Origin of the sequence: Marinitoga sp. 1154 (assembly GCF_013363285.1) — a bacterium.
Lineage (GTDB): Bacteria > Thermotogota > Thermotogae > Petrotogales > Petrotogaceae > Marinitoga.
This window is the reverse complement of record NZ_LBFB01000005.1, coordinates 92622-111824: the sequence shown is the minus strand read 5'-3', so window position 1 is coordinate 111824 and position 19203 is coordinate 92622. Positions and strand designations below refer to the sequence as shown.

Here is a 19203-nt window from a genome sequence, read left to right as displayed (position 1 = left end):
TCGACAGAAGAAATGGCAGCTGCGAGCGATAAAACAGCGCAAATGATACTGGAAATATCAAATGAAATAAACGAAATAACAAAAGATATAGAAGAAGAAAGCAAAGAAATAGAGAATGTAAATGAAAAAGCAGAAGAATTAGAAAAATTAGTAGAAGAACTAAACAAAAAATTGAATCAGTTTAAAATATAACAAATCCCATTCGGGATTTGTTATATTTTAATAATACGAAAATAAAAAATAAAAAAAGATTGTCCAAAAGTCAAATTCACTCAGACAGCTTGATTGCTAATCCTTAAAATTATTCATTCTCAGCCGTCGTTCAGATTTTTCATCCATGAAAAAGCTTCACTCAAAAAAACGTCCTGTTTTTTTGACGGCTTTCATTCATAATTTTAAGGGCAATCTTCGAGTCTTCGTTTCATTTGAGACTTTTTAGACAATCTAAAATAAAAAAAGTTAATGTTATAACAAATCCCATTCGGGATTTGTTATATTTTATTCTTTTATTTACTTAAATAATGTTAAAAAAAATATGTTATAATTTAAAAAACGGATAGAGGTGAAAATATGAAAAAACTTCTGAAAAATGCATATGTATTAATAAGTGCTGATGCTGATATAAAAAAGTTAGATATATTAGTTGAAAAAGATAGAATAATAGAAATAGCAGATGAAAATGTGGATATAGATGAAGATATAGAGATATACGATTTGTCAAATAAATTAATAATTCCTGGATTTATAAATACGCATACTCATTTAGCAATGAGCATATTTAGAGGAATTGGAGATGATTTAACATTAAAAGATTGGCTTTTTAATGAAATGTTTCCAAGAGAAGATTTATTAAACGAAGAAATTACATATTATGGCTCTTTAATATCGATATTAGAAATGTTATCAAATGGAATAACAACGGTTGTAGATATGTATCTGTTTATGAATGGAACAGCAAAAGCAGTAAAGAATACAGGAATAAGAGCATATTTAACCAGAGGACTTGGGTATGATAATGATGATGGATGGAAAAAAAGGATAGATGAAACACTTTATCTATTTGAAAATTACCATAATAAAAATAATATAAAAATAGGATTTGGACCTCATGCGCCATACACATGTCCTATGAAAAAATTAGAAGAGGTTGCGGAGTTAACCAAACGCTATAATGCATTTACAACCATACATTTATATGAATCAAAAAATGAAAGAGAAATGTATACATTAGAAGATATAGAAAAAACAGGATTGTTTAAAAATAATGTAATTGCTGCTCATTGTGTTCATGTAAACGAAAAAGATATAGAAATTTTATCGCGTAATGAAATAACAGTTGCACATAATCCTTCGAGCAATCTAAAACTTGGTAATGGAATTGCCCCTATTTTAAAAATGTTGCAGCATGAAATAAATATAACAATTGGAACAGACGGAGCGGCGAGTAATAACACATTAAATCTCTGGGAAGAAATGAGAATAGCTTCTTTATTACAAAAAATCAAAGGCCCAGAAAAATTCAAAACAGAAGAAGCATTAAGAATGATATGGGAAAATGGAGGTTATGCATTAAATGAAAAAATCGGGAGAATAGAAGAAAATTATAAAGCAGATTTAGCTGTAATAGATTTAAATTCATTTGAATTTTATCCAAATGATATAAATAGATTAAAGTCACATATAGTATATTCACCTATAAATAAGGTGTATGCAACTATGGTAAATGGTGAATGGGTATATTATAAAGGTGAGTATCCAAAATTAAAAGAAATGGATTATTATAATAAATTTCATGAGAAATATTTTGAGTTAGAAAGAAAATTTAATGAACAAAAGGGGAATAAATAGTGTTATATAATAAATTAAGTGATTACTTAAAAAAAAGATATGGAGAAAGAGTGCAAAGGCTGCCGATAAATGCAGGATTTACATGTCCAAACAAAACAGGATTAAGAGGAACAGGTGGTTGTATATATTGTGAAGAAACAGGAAGTGGTTTCGCATCACTTTCACCCAAAACGCCGATATCAGAACAAATAAGATATATGATTGAAAGATATAAAGGTAAAGCAAATAAATATATGGCATATTTTCAATCGAATACAAATACATATGCACCGGTACATGTGCTGAAAAAAATTTATGATTCAGCGTTGGTTGACGATAGAATAGTAATTTTAGATATATCAACGAGACCGGACACAGTAGAAGATGAAAAACTGGAACTGATTGCGTCATATAAAGAAAAGTTAGATGTATATCTAGAATTTGGTTTGCAAAGTGTAAATTATAAAACATTAAAAATATTAAACAGAGGACATACACTTGCTGAATTTATTGATGCAGTAAATAGGGCAAAAAAAAGAAATATAGAGATTATAGTTCATATGATAGTAGATATGCCATGGGATGATAAAGAAGATATAATAGAAGGAGCAAAAATTTTATCCGCTTTAAAAATAGATGGAGTAAAATTACATTCTCTATATATAACAAAAAGTACAATTTTAGGAAAAATGTATGAAAGAGATGAAGTTATCCCTCTATCTCTTGAAGAATTTATAGAAAGAAATATCCTATTTTTAGAATATCTTGATCCGGATATAGTAATACATCGTCTTGCTGCAGATCCGCCGAAAACAGGTGTTTTGCACGGAAATTGGGGAATGTCAAAAATAAAAATAATAAACATGCTCGAAAAAGAAATGAAAAAAAGAAATACATATCAGGGAAGATTATTTAATTATCTTAATAATTAGCAGTGGGGCGATCGGTCGCATGGCGAAATACAGTTCGTCATGAGGAAAGTCCGGACTCTAAGGGCAAGGTGCCGGTTAATTGCCGGGAGGAGTAATCCTCGGAATAGGGCCATAGAAATGAAAACCGCCATTATTGGCAAGGATGGAACGGTGAGGTAAGAGCTCACCAGCATCAGGGTAACCTGATGGCTTGGTAACCCCCACCTTGAGCAAGGTCAAATAGGAAGAGTAAGCTTGCCCGGCATGCTTTTTAGCCTCTTCCAGGTAGACCGCTTAGATAAATGACCGATAAAACAGAATCCGGCTTATAGCCCCGCTGTTTTTAAATAATAAAAAATAAATAAGTTGAAAAACGAGGAAAAATGTTGTATAATATTAATTAGATAGCAACAATAAAGTTTTTTAAAATATATACGATAAGTAAATAGGAAAATAATTAAGAAAGCGAGGGGAAAATATGAAAAAAATTATGATAGTATTACTACTTGTATTTAGCGTTTTAAGTTTTTCGCAGATTGAACCACTATCTCCATGGAATAAAGATTTGAATTCTGCATTGGTTTCGTGGTCTGCAAGAAATTTTATAGAAATAAATGGAGGAATAAAATCTGGTTTAATCCAGGAAAGTTTAGATTCTTTGGAAGAAGCAATAGACTTAAACATATTTGGAAATGAAGGGAATTATTATGATTTAAGTGATTCAAATATTTTAAGCAGAAATGTTGAATTTAATATGTTTGCAAAATTAAAACTAGGTAGTTTTGTTTTAGCACCAGAATTTACTATACAAAATATTGACAAACATAATTTTGAAACTCTTGATTTTAGAAATGCATTGTTGGCAAGAGGCGGTTTACATATAGGATTAAAAGGGAAAGATTTTTCTTTTGGAGGAACAATAAAAAGTTATATTCCTATTTATGATGTTGTAAGAGCAGGAGATGGAGATAGATATTATATCATTACAGCATTTCCAGATGATATAAATAACCTTCCATATAATTATTCATTATTACATGATGGTCCAGATAGAATATTTAGCGAAATGGATATGCTTATGGATAAACTCTTAAACAATGGTATTATCACATTAGATGTTGGTTTTGTTGCTGGAAAAGATTATCCTGCAATAGGTTTTGGAATTAAAGATATACCAATAGCAGAAGGTATAGGGATATATAAATCCCATACATTTGCAGTGGTTGATTATAGCACAGAGACTCTTGAATTTGAAAATTTTAATATTAGCCATATTAGTGATGAAGAAAGATTTACAGATTTCAAACCATGGAAAATGACATTTTTTATAACATTACCAATATTATTAGATTTCGTTCCATCAATTGAATATGCACCAGAAACAAATGATTTTGTATGGGGAGTAGCTGCTGGTCAAAGATTATTCTGGGGATTTTTACCGTTCTGGGCAGAAATAAAGAATTATAGTATTAATACAGATTATGACACATTTGAATACTGGACATTTAATGGTGGGTTTGGTGTAAATGTATATCTTGCTGAAGTTCATGCTTCGTTGAGCACACAGGCACAAGCTCTGGAAGAATTGTTCAATGCAAGAAATACATCTGTGAATATCAGTATGTCAGTAGGATTTTAATATGGGAGATTCTAAAAGCACCACATTATGTGGTGCTTTTTATGTGGTATAATAATATTGATTTTAATTATAAGGAGAGATACAATGGCTAATATATATTTGAAAAATAATATAAAATCAAGAATATTAAATGGACACTCATGGATATATGAAAATGAAATAGAAAAAATACTGGGAGATTATGATAATGGAGATATTGTAGATGTTTTTTATAATAAGAAATTCGTTGGTCGTGGATATATTAATAACAATTCAAAAATAAGAGTACGCCTTCTTACAAAAAAACATGAGACAATAAATTATGAGTGGATAAAAAATAAAATAAAAAAGGCATATGAATATAGAAAATTATTGTTTAACAAAGAAAAAACATTTAGATTGATCTTTGGAGAGGGTGACTATTTTCCGGGATTAATCATAGATAAATTTGAAAATTACTTTGTAATACAGGTAAATACACTTGGAATATACAGATTAAAAAAATATATAATAGATGCTTTAATAGAATTATTTAACCCAGAAGGAATATTTGAAAAAGATGATGAAAAAAATGCTAAAATCGAAGGATTTGATTATGAAGAAAGATGGATATATAAAGAAGGACCAGAGTTAATACCATTTGAGATTAATGGAATTAAATTTTTTGCAGACACATTAGGGCAGAAAACGGGATTTTTCCTGGATCAGAGGTATAATGCATTAAAAGTAAAAGAAATGGCAAATAATAAGACAGTATTAGATGGATTTGCGTATACAGGGAATTTTGGAGTACATGCGCTGATGGGTAATGCCAAACATGTTACATTCCTGGATTATTCAGATAGAGCATTATATGTATTGGAACACACATTAAAAATAAACAATATTCCAAAAGATAAATATGAATTATATGAAACAAATACATTTGACCAACTAAGAAAATTTGATGATGCTAATATATATTTTGATTTTGTAATTATAGATCCCCCGTCATTGGCTAAATCACGAAAATCAATAAAAAATGCTATAAGGGGGTATAAAGAATTAAATCTTAGAGCAATGAGAACAACAAAAAATAAAGGGTTATTTGCAACAGCATCATGTACCCAATTAGTATATGAAGAAGAGTTTAAAAAAATAATATTTGATGCTGCGAAAGACAATAAAATATTATTAAAACAGATATATAAAGGTTCACAATGTCCAGATCATCCCGTAATATACAATATATTGGAAACTGAGTATTTAAAATTTTATTTATTTGAAATAGAAAGTTATAAAATATAAATTAAATTTAATATTTATTCAAAGGAGCGATTATCTAAAAACGAATCTTTTTGATTCGTTTTTTTTATTTATTATACGATGTTGTACATTCGTTATTATAATTTTAAAATGCTAATAATTTTAGTATGCATAAAATTATTCTTTCATATATGAAAGAATGAAAAAAATTTCATTAAAAAAGATTAAATAAGAATTGGCATTGATATTTGTAATTAGACACTCTTTTTTCAGTTTTGTATCAAATGTTAAAAAAGATATAATAACTATGAAGAATTTTTCATAAATAAAAAATAGAGGGGTGAGTTAGTTGAAAGTAGTAAAAGCCGAAGAGGCTATTTCTTTTGTTAACGACGAAGATAGTTTAATGATTGGGGGATTTTTAACTGTTGGAACACCTGAGTTATTAATTGATGAGTTAATAAAACAAAATAAAAAAAACTTAACGATTATTTGTAATGATACATCCTTTGAAGATAAAGGAATAGGTAGATTAATTTTTCACAAATTAGTAAAAAAAGTAATTACTTCACATATAGGAACAAATAAAGAAACACAAAGACAATATATAGAGAAAGAATTAGAGGTTGAACTTGTCCCGCAGGGTACATTAATTGAACAGATTAGAGCAGGCGGAGTAGGACTTGGTGGGATATTAACGCCTACTGGAATAGGTACAGTAGTAGAAGAAGGGAAACAAATTATAGAAATAGATGGAAAAAGCTATATAATAGAAAAAGCTATAAAAGCTAAGATTGCGTTGGTTAAAGCAAAAAGATGCGATTATGTTGGCAATTTGCAATTTGAATTTACTGCAAGAAATTTTAATCCAATAATTGCAATGGCGGCAGACATTGTAATAGTTGAAGTTGATGAAATAGTTCCAACGGGAACATTTGGTCCGGATGAAGTTCATATTCCAGGAGCACTTGTTGATTATGTCGTAATAAGGGGGAGAAAATAATGAATCCAAAAGAGAGAATTGCTAAAAGAGTAGCAAAAGAATTTAAACCTGGAAATATAGTAAATTTAGGTATAGGATTACCAACATTAGTTGCAAATTATGTACCGAAAGAAATGAATATATTTTTTCATGGAGAAAATGGTGTTCTTGGTATAGGAACAGAAGTTATAGAAGAAATTTCCAATCCATATTTAACAAATGCAGGTGGGAGATTTATTACAACGGTGCCTGGTGCCATGACATTTGATACAGCTTTCTCATTTGCTTTAATAAGAGGGGGGCATTTAGATTATACAGTTTTAGGAGGATTACAGGTAGATGAAGAAGGACATTTAGCAAACTGGATGGTACCTGGAAAATTAATTCCAGGTATGGGAGGTGCAATGGATCTTGTTACAGGTGCGAAAAAAGTTATAATAGCCATGACACATACAGCAAAAGGAAAACCAAAAATTGTAAAAAAATGTAATTTGCCTTTAACTTCATCGAGGAAAGTAGATTTAATAGTTACAGAATATGCTGTAATAGAACCAACAGATAAAGGATTAGTATTAAAAGAAATTGCTCCAGATATAACCCTTGATGAACTAAAAGAAATAACAAATGCAAGTCTAATAATTCCAGAAGATTTAAAAATTATGGAAATTTAAGGAGGATAATTATGGGAGAAAAGGTAATGATAAGAGTTAGAATGAGTCTTCATGATGCGCATTATGGAGGGAATCTTGTAGATGGTGCAAAAATTCTTCAGTTGTTTGGTGACGTTGCAACAGAATTACTAATCAGACATGATGGAGATGAAGGATTATTTAAAGCGTATGATAATATAGAGTTTATAGCTCCGGTATATGCTGGGGATTATATAGAAGTGACAGGTGAAATTGTAAAAGTTGGAAATACATCGAGAAAAATGGTATTTGAAGCAAAAAAAGTAATAACACCAAGACCTGATATATCAGATTCAGCGGCAGATTATCTTGAAGAACCGATAGTGGTATGTAGAGCAAGTGGAACATGTGTTGTTCCAAAAGATAAACAAAGGAAGGGGAAATAATGGAAAAATTAGTAATTACAGTAGCTTTAACCGGCGCTGAAGTTACAAGAAAACAACAACCAAATCTTCCACTCACGCCTGATGAAATAGCTCAGGCAGCATACGAGTGCTACCTTGCAGGTGCCTCTATAGCACATGTTCATGCAAGAGATAAAGAAGGAAATCCAACTCAATCATATGAAGTATATAAAGAAATAAAAGAAAAAATAGAAACTAAATGTAATATGATATTTCAGCCATCAACAGGAGGAGCAGTATACCATACATTCGAGCAAAGGAAACAACCCCTTGAATTAAATCCAGAAATGGCAACATTATCAGCTGGAACAACAAATTTTGGTTCTGATATATTCGTAAATTCAGAAGAGTATATGGAAAAATTTGCAGATGAAATGAAAAAAAGAGGAATAAAGCCAGAAATAGAAGTGTTTGAAAGAGGGCATATTGCAAATGCATTAAGATTAGTAAAAAAAGGATTATTTGATGTTCCTATACATTTTGACTTTGTTATGGGAGTTCCAGGGGCAATCCCGGGTGAAATAGATGATCTCGTTTATTTAGTTAATCATATACCTCAGGGAAGCACATGGACAGTTGCTGGTATAGGAAGATATGAACTTCCATTAGCTGTACATGCAATATTAATGGGAGGTCATGTAAGAGTAGGATTTGAAGATAATATATATTATAAAAAAGGAGAATTAGCAAAATCAAACGCACAATTAGTAGAAAGGATAGTAAGAATAGCAAAGGAATTGGGAAGAGAAATAGCCACACCGGATGAAGCAAGAAAAATATTAAATATCAGGAGGTAAAGTTATGAAAAAAGGCTGTCCATTTGGAACACATAGAGTAATAGAACCAAAAGGATTATTACCCCAAGCAGCAAAAAAAATAGATAATGATATGAAAATATATTCAAATGAAATATTAATAGATGTAATTACATTAAATATAGACTCTGCAAGTTTTACCCAGATAAAAGAGGCATGTAATCATAACACTGAAAAAATGAAAAAAATGATTCTTGAAATAGTAAATGAAAGAGGAAAAATGCAGAATCCAGTTACAGGATCAGGCGGAATGTTAATAGGTATAGTAAAAGAAATTGGACCGGACTTTCCAGATAAAACTTTAAAAATCGGAGATAAAATAGCCACATTGGTATCATTGTCCCTTACACCTCTTAAAATAGAAAAAATAAAAAATATAAATTTAGAAAATGATCAGGTAGATATTGAAGGTCAGGCAATATTATTTGAAACAGGTCTTTATGCAGTATTACCAGATGATATACCAGAAAAATTAGCATTGGCAGCACTGGATGTAGCAGGAGCGCCAGCACAGGTAGATAAATTGGTGAAAGAAGGAGATACAGTTTGTATTATAGGTGGTGGCGGAAAATCAGGTGTGTTATGTTCGTATCAGGCAATGAAAAATGCCGGTGATAAAGGTAAAGTAATAGTGGTGGAATATTCTGAAAAAAATGCTGAAAGAATAAGAGAAATGAATATTGCCCATGATGTAATAGTGGCAGATGCAACAAAACCTGTGGAAATATATGAAAAGGTTTTAAAAGTTACGAATGGAAAATATTGTGATGTAACGATAAACAATGTAAATGTTCCAGATACAGAAATGTCTTCAATATTAATAACAAAAGATGAGGGTATCGTTTATTTCTTTTCAATGGCAACATCATTTACCAAAGCAGCATTAGGAGCAGAAGGTGTTGGAAAAGATATAACAATGATAATAGGAAATGGATATACAAAAGGGCATGCCGAATTAACGCTTCAAATACTCAGGGAATCAAAAATAATAAGGAAATTATTTGAAAAATTATATATATAACGGGAGGAAAATTCATGAATAGAAGACATTACACAGAAATACCATTATGGAAAGATGTTACAGAAGAACAATGGAATGATTGGCATTGGCAAATAAAAAATAGAATAACAGATGTAGATACATTAAAACAGATAATAAATCTTACACCCGAAGAAGAAGAGGGAGTAAGAAATGCGTTAAAAACTTTGAGGATGGCTATAACACCATATTATGCATCATTAATGGATCCGGATAATCCAAAATGTCCAATTAGAAGACAGGCTGTGCCCACATCTAAAGAATTAGTAAAAGGTGTATGGGATATGTTAGATCCTCTACATGAAGATGAGGATTCACCTGCGCCAGGCTTAACTCATAGATATCCAGATAGAGTATTATTTTTAATTACAGATATGTGTTCTATGTATTGTAGACATTGTACAAGACGAAGATTTGCAGGTCAAACTGATGCTCATAAAAAAATGGATGAAATAAATGCTGCAATAGAATATATTAGAAACACGCCACAAGTTAGAGATGTATTGTTATCAGGTGGAGACGCATTAATGGTTGGAATACCAATGCTTGAATATATATTAAAAGAATTAAGAAAAATACCTCACGTTGAAATAATAAGAATAGGAACCAGGACACCGGTAGTATTTCCACAATTAATAACAGATGAACTGGTAAATATGTTGAAAAAATATCATCCGATCTGGTTAAATACTCATTTTAATCATCCAAAAGAAATAACTCCAGAATCAACAGAAGCATGTAGGAAATTAGCAGATGCAGGAATACCACTTGGAAATCAAACAGTATTATTAAGAGGAATAAATGATAGCAAATATATAATGATGGAATTAATGCATCAACTGGTGAAAATAAGGGTAAGGCCGTATTATATATATCAATGTGACTTATCTCAGGGAATAGAGCATTTCAGAACTTCAGTAGCAAAAGGCCTCGAAATAATGGAATCATTAATTGGTCACACATCTGGGTTTGCAGTTCCGTCCTTTGTTGTGGATGCACCTGGTGGTGGAGGGAAAATAAGATTAATGCCGAATTATTTAATTTCTCAAACAGATCATACTGTAATACTCAGAAATTATGAAGGTGTAATAACAACATATCATGAACCAGAAGATACGACAACGGATGTAGACGATACAATATATAGAGAAAAATACAAATGGTATGGAGTAGCAGGATTATTTGACAGTAAGGATAGAATTTCTCTTGAGCCAAATCATCTTGAGAGACATGAAAGGGCTAAATTAAGAGAAAAATATGATCAGGAGGAAAAAAATGAGATACGATGAAATAACATTGGGTCAAACATATGAAGTGAAAAGAAAAATTACAGCAAAGATGGTAGAAACATTTGCAGAGATCACAGGAGATAAAAACCCTGTTCATCTTGATGAAGAATTTGCATCAAAAACAGTATTTAAAAAAAGAATATCCCATGGAATATTAAGTGTTGGATTAATATCAGCGGTATTGGGGATGGAATTTCCTGGTCCTGGAACAATATATATGAAACAGGACACAAAATTCTTAAAACCCATATATCTTGATGAAGAGATAACCATAAAAATAACAGTAAAAGAAAAAATAGATGAAAAATCAAGATTAATACTAACAACACAAATAATAAAAGAAAACGGAAAAATTGCAGTGGATGGTGAAGCATTAGTACTATTCAAGGGAGAATAAAAAGTGGAATTTAAAAGTATATCAATAGTTGGGTTAGAAAAAAACACAGGAAAAACAGAAACAATAAACTATTTAATAAAAAAAATAAAAAAAAATATAGGAATAACCTCTATAGGTATAGATGGAGAATCTATAGATCAGGTTACCTATACAAAAAAACCAGAAATTGAAATAAAAGAAGAAACAATATTTGCAACAGCTGAAAAATTCTATAAACAAAAAAAGTTTACATCTGAAATATTATCAATAGAGGATGAACTAAGAACATCTCTGGGAAGGATAATAATAGCTAAAGCATTGGAAAAAGGAAAAATAATATTAGCTGGTCCTCAAAGTGCTGAAAAACTAAAACAATTAATAGAAAAGTTAAAAACGTTTGGAGCAGAATTAATATTAATAGACGGGGCTTTATCCAGATTAAGCCCCGCTTCTCCAGTAATAACAGATGCAATGATTCTTGCAACAGGTGCAGCATTAACAATAAATATAAATGAGCTGGTAAAAAGAACCATACATACAGTTAAAATGATTCAATTAGATGAAACAGAAAAAAAAGAAAAAATAAAAAATCTGAGTGATGGCATATATACAATAGCAGAAAAAATAGAAAAATTACCTATAAAATCATTACTTTCATTTAAAAATTTAGAAAAACATATACTCGAATATGGGAAAAAAATATATTTAACAGGAGCGTTGACGGAAAATTTCTTGAAATATTTAATAAAACAAAAAGATTTGAAAAATGTAGAAATTATAGTAAAAGATTTCACAAAAATCTTTATAACCCCGGAAACATATAAAATATATACAAAAAAAGGTGGTAAAATAAAAGTTTTAAAAAAAACCAATCTAATAGCGATAACAATAAATCCATATTCACCACAAGGATATATATTGGATTCTAATGAAATAAAAAAAAGATTACGTAAATTAACAGATATACCAATAATAAATGTAAGGGAAGATGAATTATGGTTGAATTAGATTATTTATTCCAAAAATTAGAAATAATAACACCGTTAGGAAAAGATTTATTAAAAAATTTAAAATTTCTCATAGATAAAGATAGTATAGAATGTGAATTAGACAAAATAGAAGAAACAATAAAGAAAATAAATACAGAAAAAGAAAAAATAGAAAAAATAAAACATAATTTAATGTATATAAAAGATATAAAAAGAACTATAGAAAGAATAAACAGTGAATATATATTAGATGATATAGAACTATATGAAATAAAATATTTTTCAATATATTATGAAAAAATAAGAAAAGAAGCAACATTTTCATATCTAAAAATGCCCGATCTTAAAGAAGTTATAAAAATACTTGATCCAGATAACACAAATTTACCAACATTTTATATATATGATTCATATTCAACAGAACTAAAAAAAATAAGAAAGCAAAGAAAAAAAGCAAACGACAAAGAAAAAGAAAAATTATACATAAAAGAAATGGAAATTGAAAACAAAATAAGAGAAAAACTAACAAATAAATTAAAAAAATATAAAAAAGCATTAAAACAGGCATTAGATGACATAGGAGAACTTGATTTTGTAATAGCAAAATCACAGCAGGCTATAGAATATAAATTAGCCAGACCTGAATTATCGAATCAAATATGTATTAATGGATTATATAATCCATTAATAAAAGATAGATTAAAAAACGGGAAATATCAGCCAATAAATATAAAATTAAAAAATGGTGTTACATTAATAACTGGAGCAAATATGACAGGTAAAACAGTGATATTAAGGACAATTGCATTAGCTCAATCTCTTTTGCAATATGGGTTCTATATTCCTGCAGAATCTGCTAAAATGAAAATAATAAACAAAATATTTCTTATATCAGGTGATTATCAATCAACACTAAACGGATTATCATCATACGCAGCTGAAATGTTAAAACTAAATGAAATATTGAAATATATAAAAGAAAAAAATAATGCAATGATATTACTTGATGAATTAGCCCGAAATACCAATCCACATGAAGGAAAACTAATAGTAAAAAGTGTAATTCAAATACTTAATAAACATAATTCAATAACATTAATAACAACGCATTTTAATAACGTGGCCGACAAAAATATAAGAAAATTACGAATAAAAGGAATAAAAAAGGAAAAATTAAAAAGCAATATAACTCCAGAAAATATAACGGAAATAATAGACTATACATTAATTGAAGAAGATAAAGAAATTGTTCCAGAAGAAGCATTAACGATAGCAAAACTGCTAAAAATAGATGAAGAGTTAATAAAAACAATTGAAAAGTTAAAAAAGGAGGAAACACTTAATGAGTAAATTAGGATTGGATATAAAAAAAATTGAATATGCAAGAAGTCTAGCAAAAAAAATAGCAGAAGACGTTCAGGATTTTGTAGATAGAAAATCTACAGTATCTGTAGAAAGAACAATATGTAGGCTATTAGGAATAGATGGAATTGATGAAAATGAAGTTCCATTGCCAAATGTCGTTGTAGAACATATAAAAGAAATCGGATTATTAGATCAGGGAGCAGCATTTTTATTGGGAAATGCAATATTAGAAACAGGACTAACCCCTCAAGAAATAGCGGAAAAAATTGCAAAAGAAGAAATAGACCTATCAAAAATAAAAATATATTCTCCTGAAAAAGCAAACGAAGCAATAAAACCATTTGTTGATAATATGATAAAAAAAATTCAGAATAATAGAAAAAAAAGAAATGAATATATAAAAAACTTAGGTGAAGGTAAACAGCCATATCTTTATGTAATAGTTGCTACAGGAAATATATACGAAGATGTTGTCCAAGCACAAGCAGCAGCAAGACAGGGAGCAGATATAATTGCAGTTATTAGAACAACAGGGCAGAGTTTATTGGATTACGTGCCATATGGTGCAACAACAGAAGGTTTTGGTGGAACATATGCAACACAGGAAAATTTTAGAATAATGAGAAAAGCACTTGATGAAGTTGGAGAAGAGGTCGGAAGATATATAAGACTTGTTAATTATGCATCGGGTTTATGTATGCCTGAAATATCAGCAATGGGCGCCATGGAAAGGCTTGATGTAATGCTTAATGACGCATTATATGGAATACTATTTAGAGATATTAATATGAAAAGAACAATAATAGATCAATATTTCTCACGTGTAATAAATGGATTTTCAGGAATAATAATAAATACCGGAGAAGATAATTATCTAACAACAGCAGATGCATATGAAGAAGCTCACACAGTATTAACCTCGGATTTAATAAATGAGCAACTTGCATTGATGGCGGGTATTCCTGAAGAACAAATGGGATTGGGACATGCATTTGAAATGAATCCAGATCTTACAAATGGTTTCTTATATGAATTAGCTCAAGCACAAATGTTAAGAGAAATATTTCCTAAAGCACCTCTAAAATACATGCCGCCAACAAAATATATGACAGGAAATATATTTAAAGGACATGTTCAGGATGCTTTGTTTAACGTAATATCAATATGGACACAACAAGGTATTCAATTACTCGGAATGCTAACAGAAGCTATACATACACCATTTATGTCTGACAGATATCTATCAATAGAAAATGCTAGATACATATTCAATAATTTGAAAAATCTTGGAGATGAAATAGAATTCAAAAAAGATGGAATTGTTCAAAAAAGAGCACAAGAAGTGTTAGATAAATCAATAGAATTATTAGAAAAAATGATGCATGATGGATTATTTGTATCATTATCAAAAGGAACATTTGCAAATATAAAAAGACCAATTGATGGTGGAAAAGGATTAGATGGAGTATTTGAAAAAGGAGAAAATTACATTAATCCGTTTATTAAAATAATGTTGGAGGCTGAAAGACCATGAGTGGAGGATTATATTCTACAGAGAAAAAAGATTTTGATAAAACATTAAATTTAAAAGCAATAAAACCATATGGAGACACAATGAATGATGGGAAAACACAGCTTAGCTTTACATTGCCGGTACCAGATGGTGATGAAGCAGTAGAAACTGCAAAACAATTGATGAAAAAAATGGGTTTTGAAGAACCTATGGTAGTTTATCATAAAGAATTAACAAAAGGGTTCACATTTATAATTGCATATGGAAGCTGTACACATACAGTAGATTATACCTCGATACATGTGCCAAAAGTAGAATCAACAACATGGTCAATGGAAGAAACAGATGAATTTATTGAAAAGAATATAAGAAGAAAAATTAGAGTAATAGGCGCATGTATAGGAACAGACGCTCATACTGTTGGTATAGATGCAATAATGAATATGAAAGGATATGCAGGACATTACGGATTAGAAAGATACAAAATGTTTGAAACATTAAATATGGGAAGTCAAGTTCCACCCGAAGAATTTGTAGAAAAAGCTATAGAGTTTGATGCTGATGTATTGCTTGTCTCTCAAATAGTTACACAAAAAAATATTCACATAAAACATCTTACAGAGTTAGTAGAATTATTAGAAGCAGAAGGTATAAGAGACAAAGTAATATTAATAGCAGGTGGACCAAGAATAACTCATGAATTAGTAAAAGAAATAGGTTATGATGCAGGATTTGGTGCTAACACATATGCGGATGATGTAGCTTCATATATAGCTCAGGAAATGTATAAAAGACAACAAGAAAAAAAACAAGGAGGTAAAAAAGAATGAGATTAGAAGGAAAAGTATGTATAGTAACAGGGGGAGCAAGAGGATTAGGAAAAGCCATGGTGGAAAAATTTGCAAAAGAAGGAGCTAAAAAAGTATATGCATGTGATTTAAATGAAGAAGCATTAAAAGAATTAGAAAAGGAATATAAAAATGTGAAAGGTTATAAATTAAGCGTAACAGACAGAAAAGCAATAGAGGAATTTAAAGAAAAAGTAATAAAAGAAGAAGGAAAAGTTGATGTATTAGTAAATAATGCAGGAATAACAAGAGATGCATTAATACAGAAAATGAGTGAAGAAGATTGGGATATGGTAATAGATGTAAACTTAAAAGGTGTATTTAACATGACACAACAATTTGGACCAGAAATGATAAAAGCGGGTAAAGGATCAATAATAAACATATCATCAGTAGTTGGAATATATGGAAACATAGGACAAACAAACTATGCGGCAACAAAGGGTGGAGTAATAGCAATGACAAAAACATGGGCAAAAGAATTTGCAAGAAAAGGAGCACAGGTAAGGGTAAATGCGATAGCACCAGGATTTATAAAAACACCTATGACAAAAGATTTGCCAGAAAAAGTAATAGAAATAGTAAAAAACAAAACAACATTACAAAGAATGGGAGAACCAGAAGAAATAGCAAATGCGGCATTATTTCTCGCAAGTGATGAATCGAGTTTCATAACAGGTCATATACTTAGTGTAGATGGTGGATTGGTATTATAAGTTAGCATTCTAAAAAAAGGGGGACAAAAAATGGAAAAAGTATATATAGTAGGTGCAAAAAGAACCGCAATAGGGAGCTTTGGAGGAACATTAAAAGATAAAAAAGCAGCAGAATTAGGTGCAGAGGCAATAAAAGCAGCAATGAAGCAAGCAGGTGTAACTCCAGAACAAATAGACCAAACAATAGTAGGGAACGTATTAATAGCAGGTCAAGGAATGGGTCCAGCAAGACAAGCAGCAATATATGCTGGAATACCAGTAGAAAAACCAGCATATACAGTACATATGGTATGTGGAAGTGGAATGAAAGCAATAATGTTAGGAGCAAATGAAATAAAATTAGGAAATGCAGAAATTATAGTAACTGCTGGTATGGAAAGTATGTCAAATGCTCCCATGCTACTACCATCAAAATCAAGATTTGGGTTAAAATTTGGAAACATAGAAATGATAGATCATATGGTTTATGATGGATTAACAGATGTTTTTAATCAATATCACATGGGAATAACAGCAGAAAATATAGTAGAAAAATATAGATTAACAAGAGAAGAACAGGATGAATTTGCAGCAACAAGTCAGCAAAGAGCAGAAAAAGCAATAAAAGAAGGAAAGTTTAAAGACGAAATAGTACCAATAGAAATAAAAACAAGAAAAGAAACGAAAATATTTGATACAGATGAATATCCAAGATTTGGAACAACAAAAGAATCACTTGCAAGGCTCAGACCGGCATTCAAAAAAGATGGAACAGTAACAGCAGGAAATTCATCAGGAATAAATGATGGAGCAAGTGCAATAATAATAGCATCCGAAACAGCAGTAAAGAAATATGGACTAACACCATTAGCAGAAATAATAGCCTATGAACAGGGTGGTATTGATCCAAGTATAATGGGAATGGGACCAGTAGCAGCAATAACAAATCTTGTAGAAAAGAAGGGAATAAAATTAGAACAAATGGAATTATTAGAATTAAACGAGGCATTTGCAGCGCAATCATTAGGAGTAATAAAAGAACTTAGTGAAAAATATGGACTTACAAAAGAATGGTTTATGGAAAGAACAAATGTAAATGGTGGAGCAATAGCATTAGGACATCCAATAGGGGCGTCAGGGAACAGGATAACAGTAACTTTATTATATGAAATGAAAAAGAGAAATGTAGAATATGGATTAGCATCATTATGTATAGGCGGAGGAATGGGAACAGCGTTAGTAATTAAAAATATATAAGATTACATAGTAACTACTAACAGCCCTTGAAAATAAGGGCTGTTTTTATTTATATAAAATATTTTATAACAACTATTTTTAAAATGATATTGAAAATTAATAAAAAAATTGGTATAATAATAATGTTTTTACCAATTAATAAAAATTTAAAAAAGGGGGAGGATTGTGTGAGTTTTAAAACAGCAAGATATATGATTGCTATTGGAATGATATTAGTATTTATTGAAAATCTGAGTTTAGCGGGTTTAATTATTCAGTTTATAGGTATTTATATTATTAGTGAAAGGTTAAATGATAAAAAATTATTTTATTATTTTGTAATTTCACTGTTTTTATTTTATACTGTAATTAATTTTTTTGTTCCACAAACAATAATTTCCATATTTAAAAGTGGAGATAATGATAGTTTTTATTCATTAAAAAGTATGGAATATTATATATATACAGGTATAAAAGATCATATGTCAATAATATCTTTATCCTTTTTTTCTTATATAATATCTTTATTTTTTGAAAGAATAGCCTATAAATCTCTTTATAAAAGAACTTTAAATAAAGAATTTCTATTTGTTTTAAAATTGATAGTTATAAAATTAATTATACTTATTTTTTCTTATATATTGTTTGCAAAGTGGGTATTGGATGGTATTGGATTTATAACGTCAATAGCTTTAATAATCATAATAGTAAATTCCGTATTAATTTTAATATTAAAAATATTTGAAATAATTGGATTTTTAAATATAAATTATATTGAGAAGGAGGGGATAGAATGAATTTAAAAAATTCAAAAATATTAGCTGGAGTTGGGCGAATTTTGGGAATGTTTGGACATTTTGGGATTTTAGGTATAATTTTAGAATTAATTGGAGTGTATAAAATTAGTGAAGCTGTTAAAGACAAAAGAATATTTAATTATTTATTATTATCTGAAGTAGTAATATATATAATCTATTTTGTTGGTTTTTTGGGTATATTTGGGTCATTTTTTAGAACCGTTATAGAACCGGATATGTATATCATGAGTAACATGCCAAATGTATTTTTGATGCTTATAATATATATAGCTGCAATGATAATACCAGTTATTTATAAAATAAAAGTATATAATCTAATGGGTGATTATTTTGGAAATGACAATTTTTATAAAGCATCCAAATTTTTATTCTGGGGAATAATATTGTCAATAGTTTTAGTTGGATTTATATTAACTTTCGTAGCTAATATATTTGCAATAATAGGATATTTCACATTACCAGATGAATATACGGAAAATATAAGCAAAAATGTTGAATAAAAGACATTAACTATATTATTAAATTAACATAAAAATCGGGCGAA

The 19203-nt window shown here is 29.6% G+C and carries 19 protein-coding genes, 1 other RNA gene and 1 pseudogene; all 21 read left to right on the top strand.

Going from position 1 to position 19203, the window contains the following annotated elements; translation table 11 throughout:
* Positions 1 to 192: pseudogene (locus tag XO12_RS04015) on the top strand (hypothetical protein); the annotation flags it as partial.
* 378 nt (positions 193 to 570) lie between these two features.
* A complete protein-coding gene (locus XO12_RS04010) occupies positions 571 to 1848 on the top strand; it encodes an amidohydrolase (RefSeq protein ID WP_175419720.1) in 1278 nt (425 codons plus the stop codon).
* Entirely contained in the window at positions 1848 to 2759 is a 912-nt protein-coding gene (locus XO12_RS04005; protein ID WP_175419719.1) for a TIGR01212 family radical SAM protein, read from the top strand. The genes XO12_RS04010 and XO12_RS04005 overlap by 1 nt, the downstream gene beginning before the upstream one ends.
* Positions 2759 to 3083, top strand: an RNA gene (gene rnpB / locus XO12_RS04000) — RNase P RNA component class A. Before XO12_RS04005 ends, rnpB begins: the two co-directional genes overlap by 1 nt.
* A gap of 133 nt (positions 3084 to 3216) precedes the next feature.
* On the top strand, positions 3217 to 4377 hold the full coding sequence (locus XO12_RS03995) for a hypothetical protein (protein WP_175419718.1): 1161 nt from the start codon (positions 3217 to 3219) through the stop codon (positions 4375 to 4377).
* Between the two features lie 84 nt (positions 4378 to 4461).
* Entirely contained in the window at positions 4462 to 5643 is a 1182-nt protein-coding gene (locus XO12_RS03990) for a class I SAM-dependent rRNA methyltransferase (protein ID WP_175419717.1), read from the top strand.
* Positions 5644 to 5950: 307 nt separating this feature from the next.
* Positions 5951 to 6604, top strand: coding sequence for a CoA transferase subunit A (locus XO12_RS03985; protein WP_047265104.1), 654 nt, complete (start codon positions 5951 to 5953; stop codon positions 6602 to 6604).
* Positions 6604 to 7254 carry a 3-oxoacid CoA-transferase subunit B gene (locus XO12_RS03980; protein WP_175419716.1) on the top strand — a complete coding sequence of 217 codons (651 nt, stop codon included), beginning with the start codon at positions 6604 to 6606 and terminating at the stop codon, positions 7252 to 7254. The genes XO12_RS03985 and XO12_RS03980 overlap by 1 nt, the downstream gene beginning before the upstream one ends.
* Before the next feature lie 11 nt (positions 7255 to 7265).
* Positions 7266 to 7658, top strand: coding sequence for a hotdog domain-containing protein (locus XO12_RS03975; protein WP_047265106.1), 393 nt, complete (start codon positions 7266 to 7268; stop codon positions 7656 to 7658).
* The gene (locus XO12_RS03970) at positions 7658 to 8473 is read left to right on the top strand and encodes a 3-keto-5-aminohexanoate cleavage protein (protein WP_047265107.1); all 816 of its coding nucleotides are present in this window, start codon (positions 7658 to 7660) and stop codon (positions 8471 to 8473) included. The genes XO12_RS03975 and XO12_RS03970 overlap by 1 nt, the downstream gene beginning before the upstream one ends.
* A gap of 4 nt (positions 8474 to 8477) precedes the next feature.
* Positions 8478 to 9512: an L-erythro-3,5-diaminohexanoate dehydrogenase gene (locus tag XO12_RS03965; protein ID WP_175419715.1), complete on the top strand. Its 1035-nt coding sequence runs from the start codon at positions 8478 to 8480 to the stop codon at positions 9510 to 9512.
* A gap of 14 nt (positions 9513 to 9526) precedes the next feature.
* Entirely contained in the window at positions 9527 to 10819 is a 1293-nt protein-coding gene (gene ablA / locus XO12_RS03960) for a lysine 2,3-aminomutase (RefSeq protein ID WP_047265109.1), read from the top strand.
* A complete protein-coding gene (locus XO12_RS03955; protein ID WP_175419714.1) occupies positions 10806 to 11216 on the top strand; it encodes a MaoC family dehydratase in 411 nt (136 codons plus the stop codon). The genes ablA and XO12_RS03955 overlap by 14 nt, the downstream gene beginning before the upstream one ends.
* 3 nt (positions 11217 to 11219) lie before the next feature.
* A complete protein-coding gene (locus XO12_RS03950) occupies positions 11220 to 12203 on the top strand; it encodes a hypothetical protein (RefSeq protein ID WP_175419713.1) in 984 nt (327 codons plus the stop codon).
* Entirely contained in the window at positions 12191 to 13534 is a 1344-nt protein-coding gene (locus XO12_RS03945; protein ID WP_175419712.1) for a DNA mismatch repair protein MutS, read from the top strand. The genes XO12_RS03950 and XO12_RS03945 overlap by 13 nt, the downstream gene beginning before the upstream one ends.
* Positions 13527 to 15083 (top strand): lysine 5,6-aminomutase subunit alpha, encoded by a 1557-nt coding sequence (locus tag XO12_RS03940; RefSeq protein WP_175419711.1) that lies wholly within the window; start codon positions 13527 to 13529, stop codon positions 15081 to 15083. Before XO12_RS03945 ends, XO12_RS03940 begins: the two co-directional genes overlap by 8 nt.
* Positions 15080 to 15892: an OAM dimerization domain-containing protein gene (locus XO12_RS03935; protein WP_175419710.1), complete on the top strand. Its 813-nt coding sequence runs from the start codon at positions 15080 to 15082 to the stop codon at positions 15890 to 15892. The genes XO12_RS03940 and XO12_RS03935 overlap by 4 nt, the downstream gene beginning before the upstream one ends.
* Entirely contained in the window at positions 15889 to 16626 is a 738-nt protein-coding gene (gene fabG, locus XO12_RS03930; RefSeq protein ID WP_047265115.1) for a 3-oxoacyl-[acyl-carrier-protein] reductase, read from the top strand. Before XO12_RS03935 ends, fabG begins: the two co-directional genes overlap by 4 nt.
* A gap of 30 nt (positions 16627 to 16656) precedes the next feature.
* Entirely contained in the window at positions 16657 to 17862 is a 1206-nt protein-coding gene (locus XO12_RS03925) for an acetyl-CoA C-acetyltransferase (protein ID WP_175419709.1), read from the top strand.
* Between the two features lie 167 nt (positions 17863 to 18029).
* Entirely contained in the window at positions 18030 to 18638 is a 609-nt protein-coding gene (locus XO12_RS03920) for a hypothetical protein (RefSeq protein WP_175419708.1), read from the top strand.
* Complete coding sequence (locus tag XO12_RS03915) at positions 18635 to 19159, top strand: DUF996 domain-containing protein (protein ID WP_175419707.1); 525 nt, start codon at positions 18635 to 18637, stop codon at positions 19157 to 19159. The genes XO12_RS03920 and XO12_RS03915 overlap by 4 nt, the downstream gene beginning before the upstream one ends.
* The last annotated feature ends 44 nt before the right edge of the window (positions 19160 to 19203 follow it).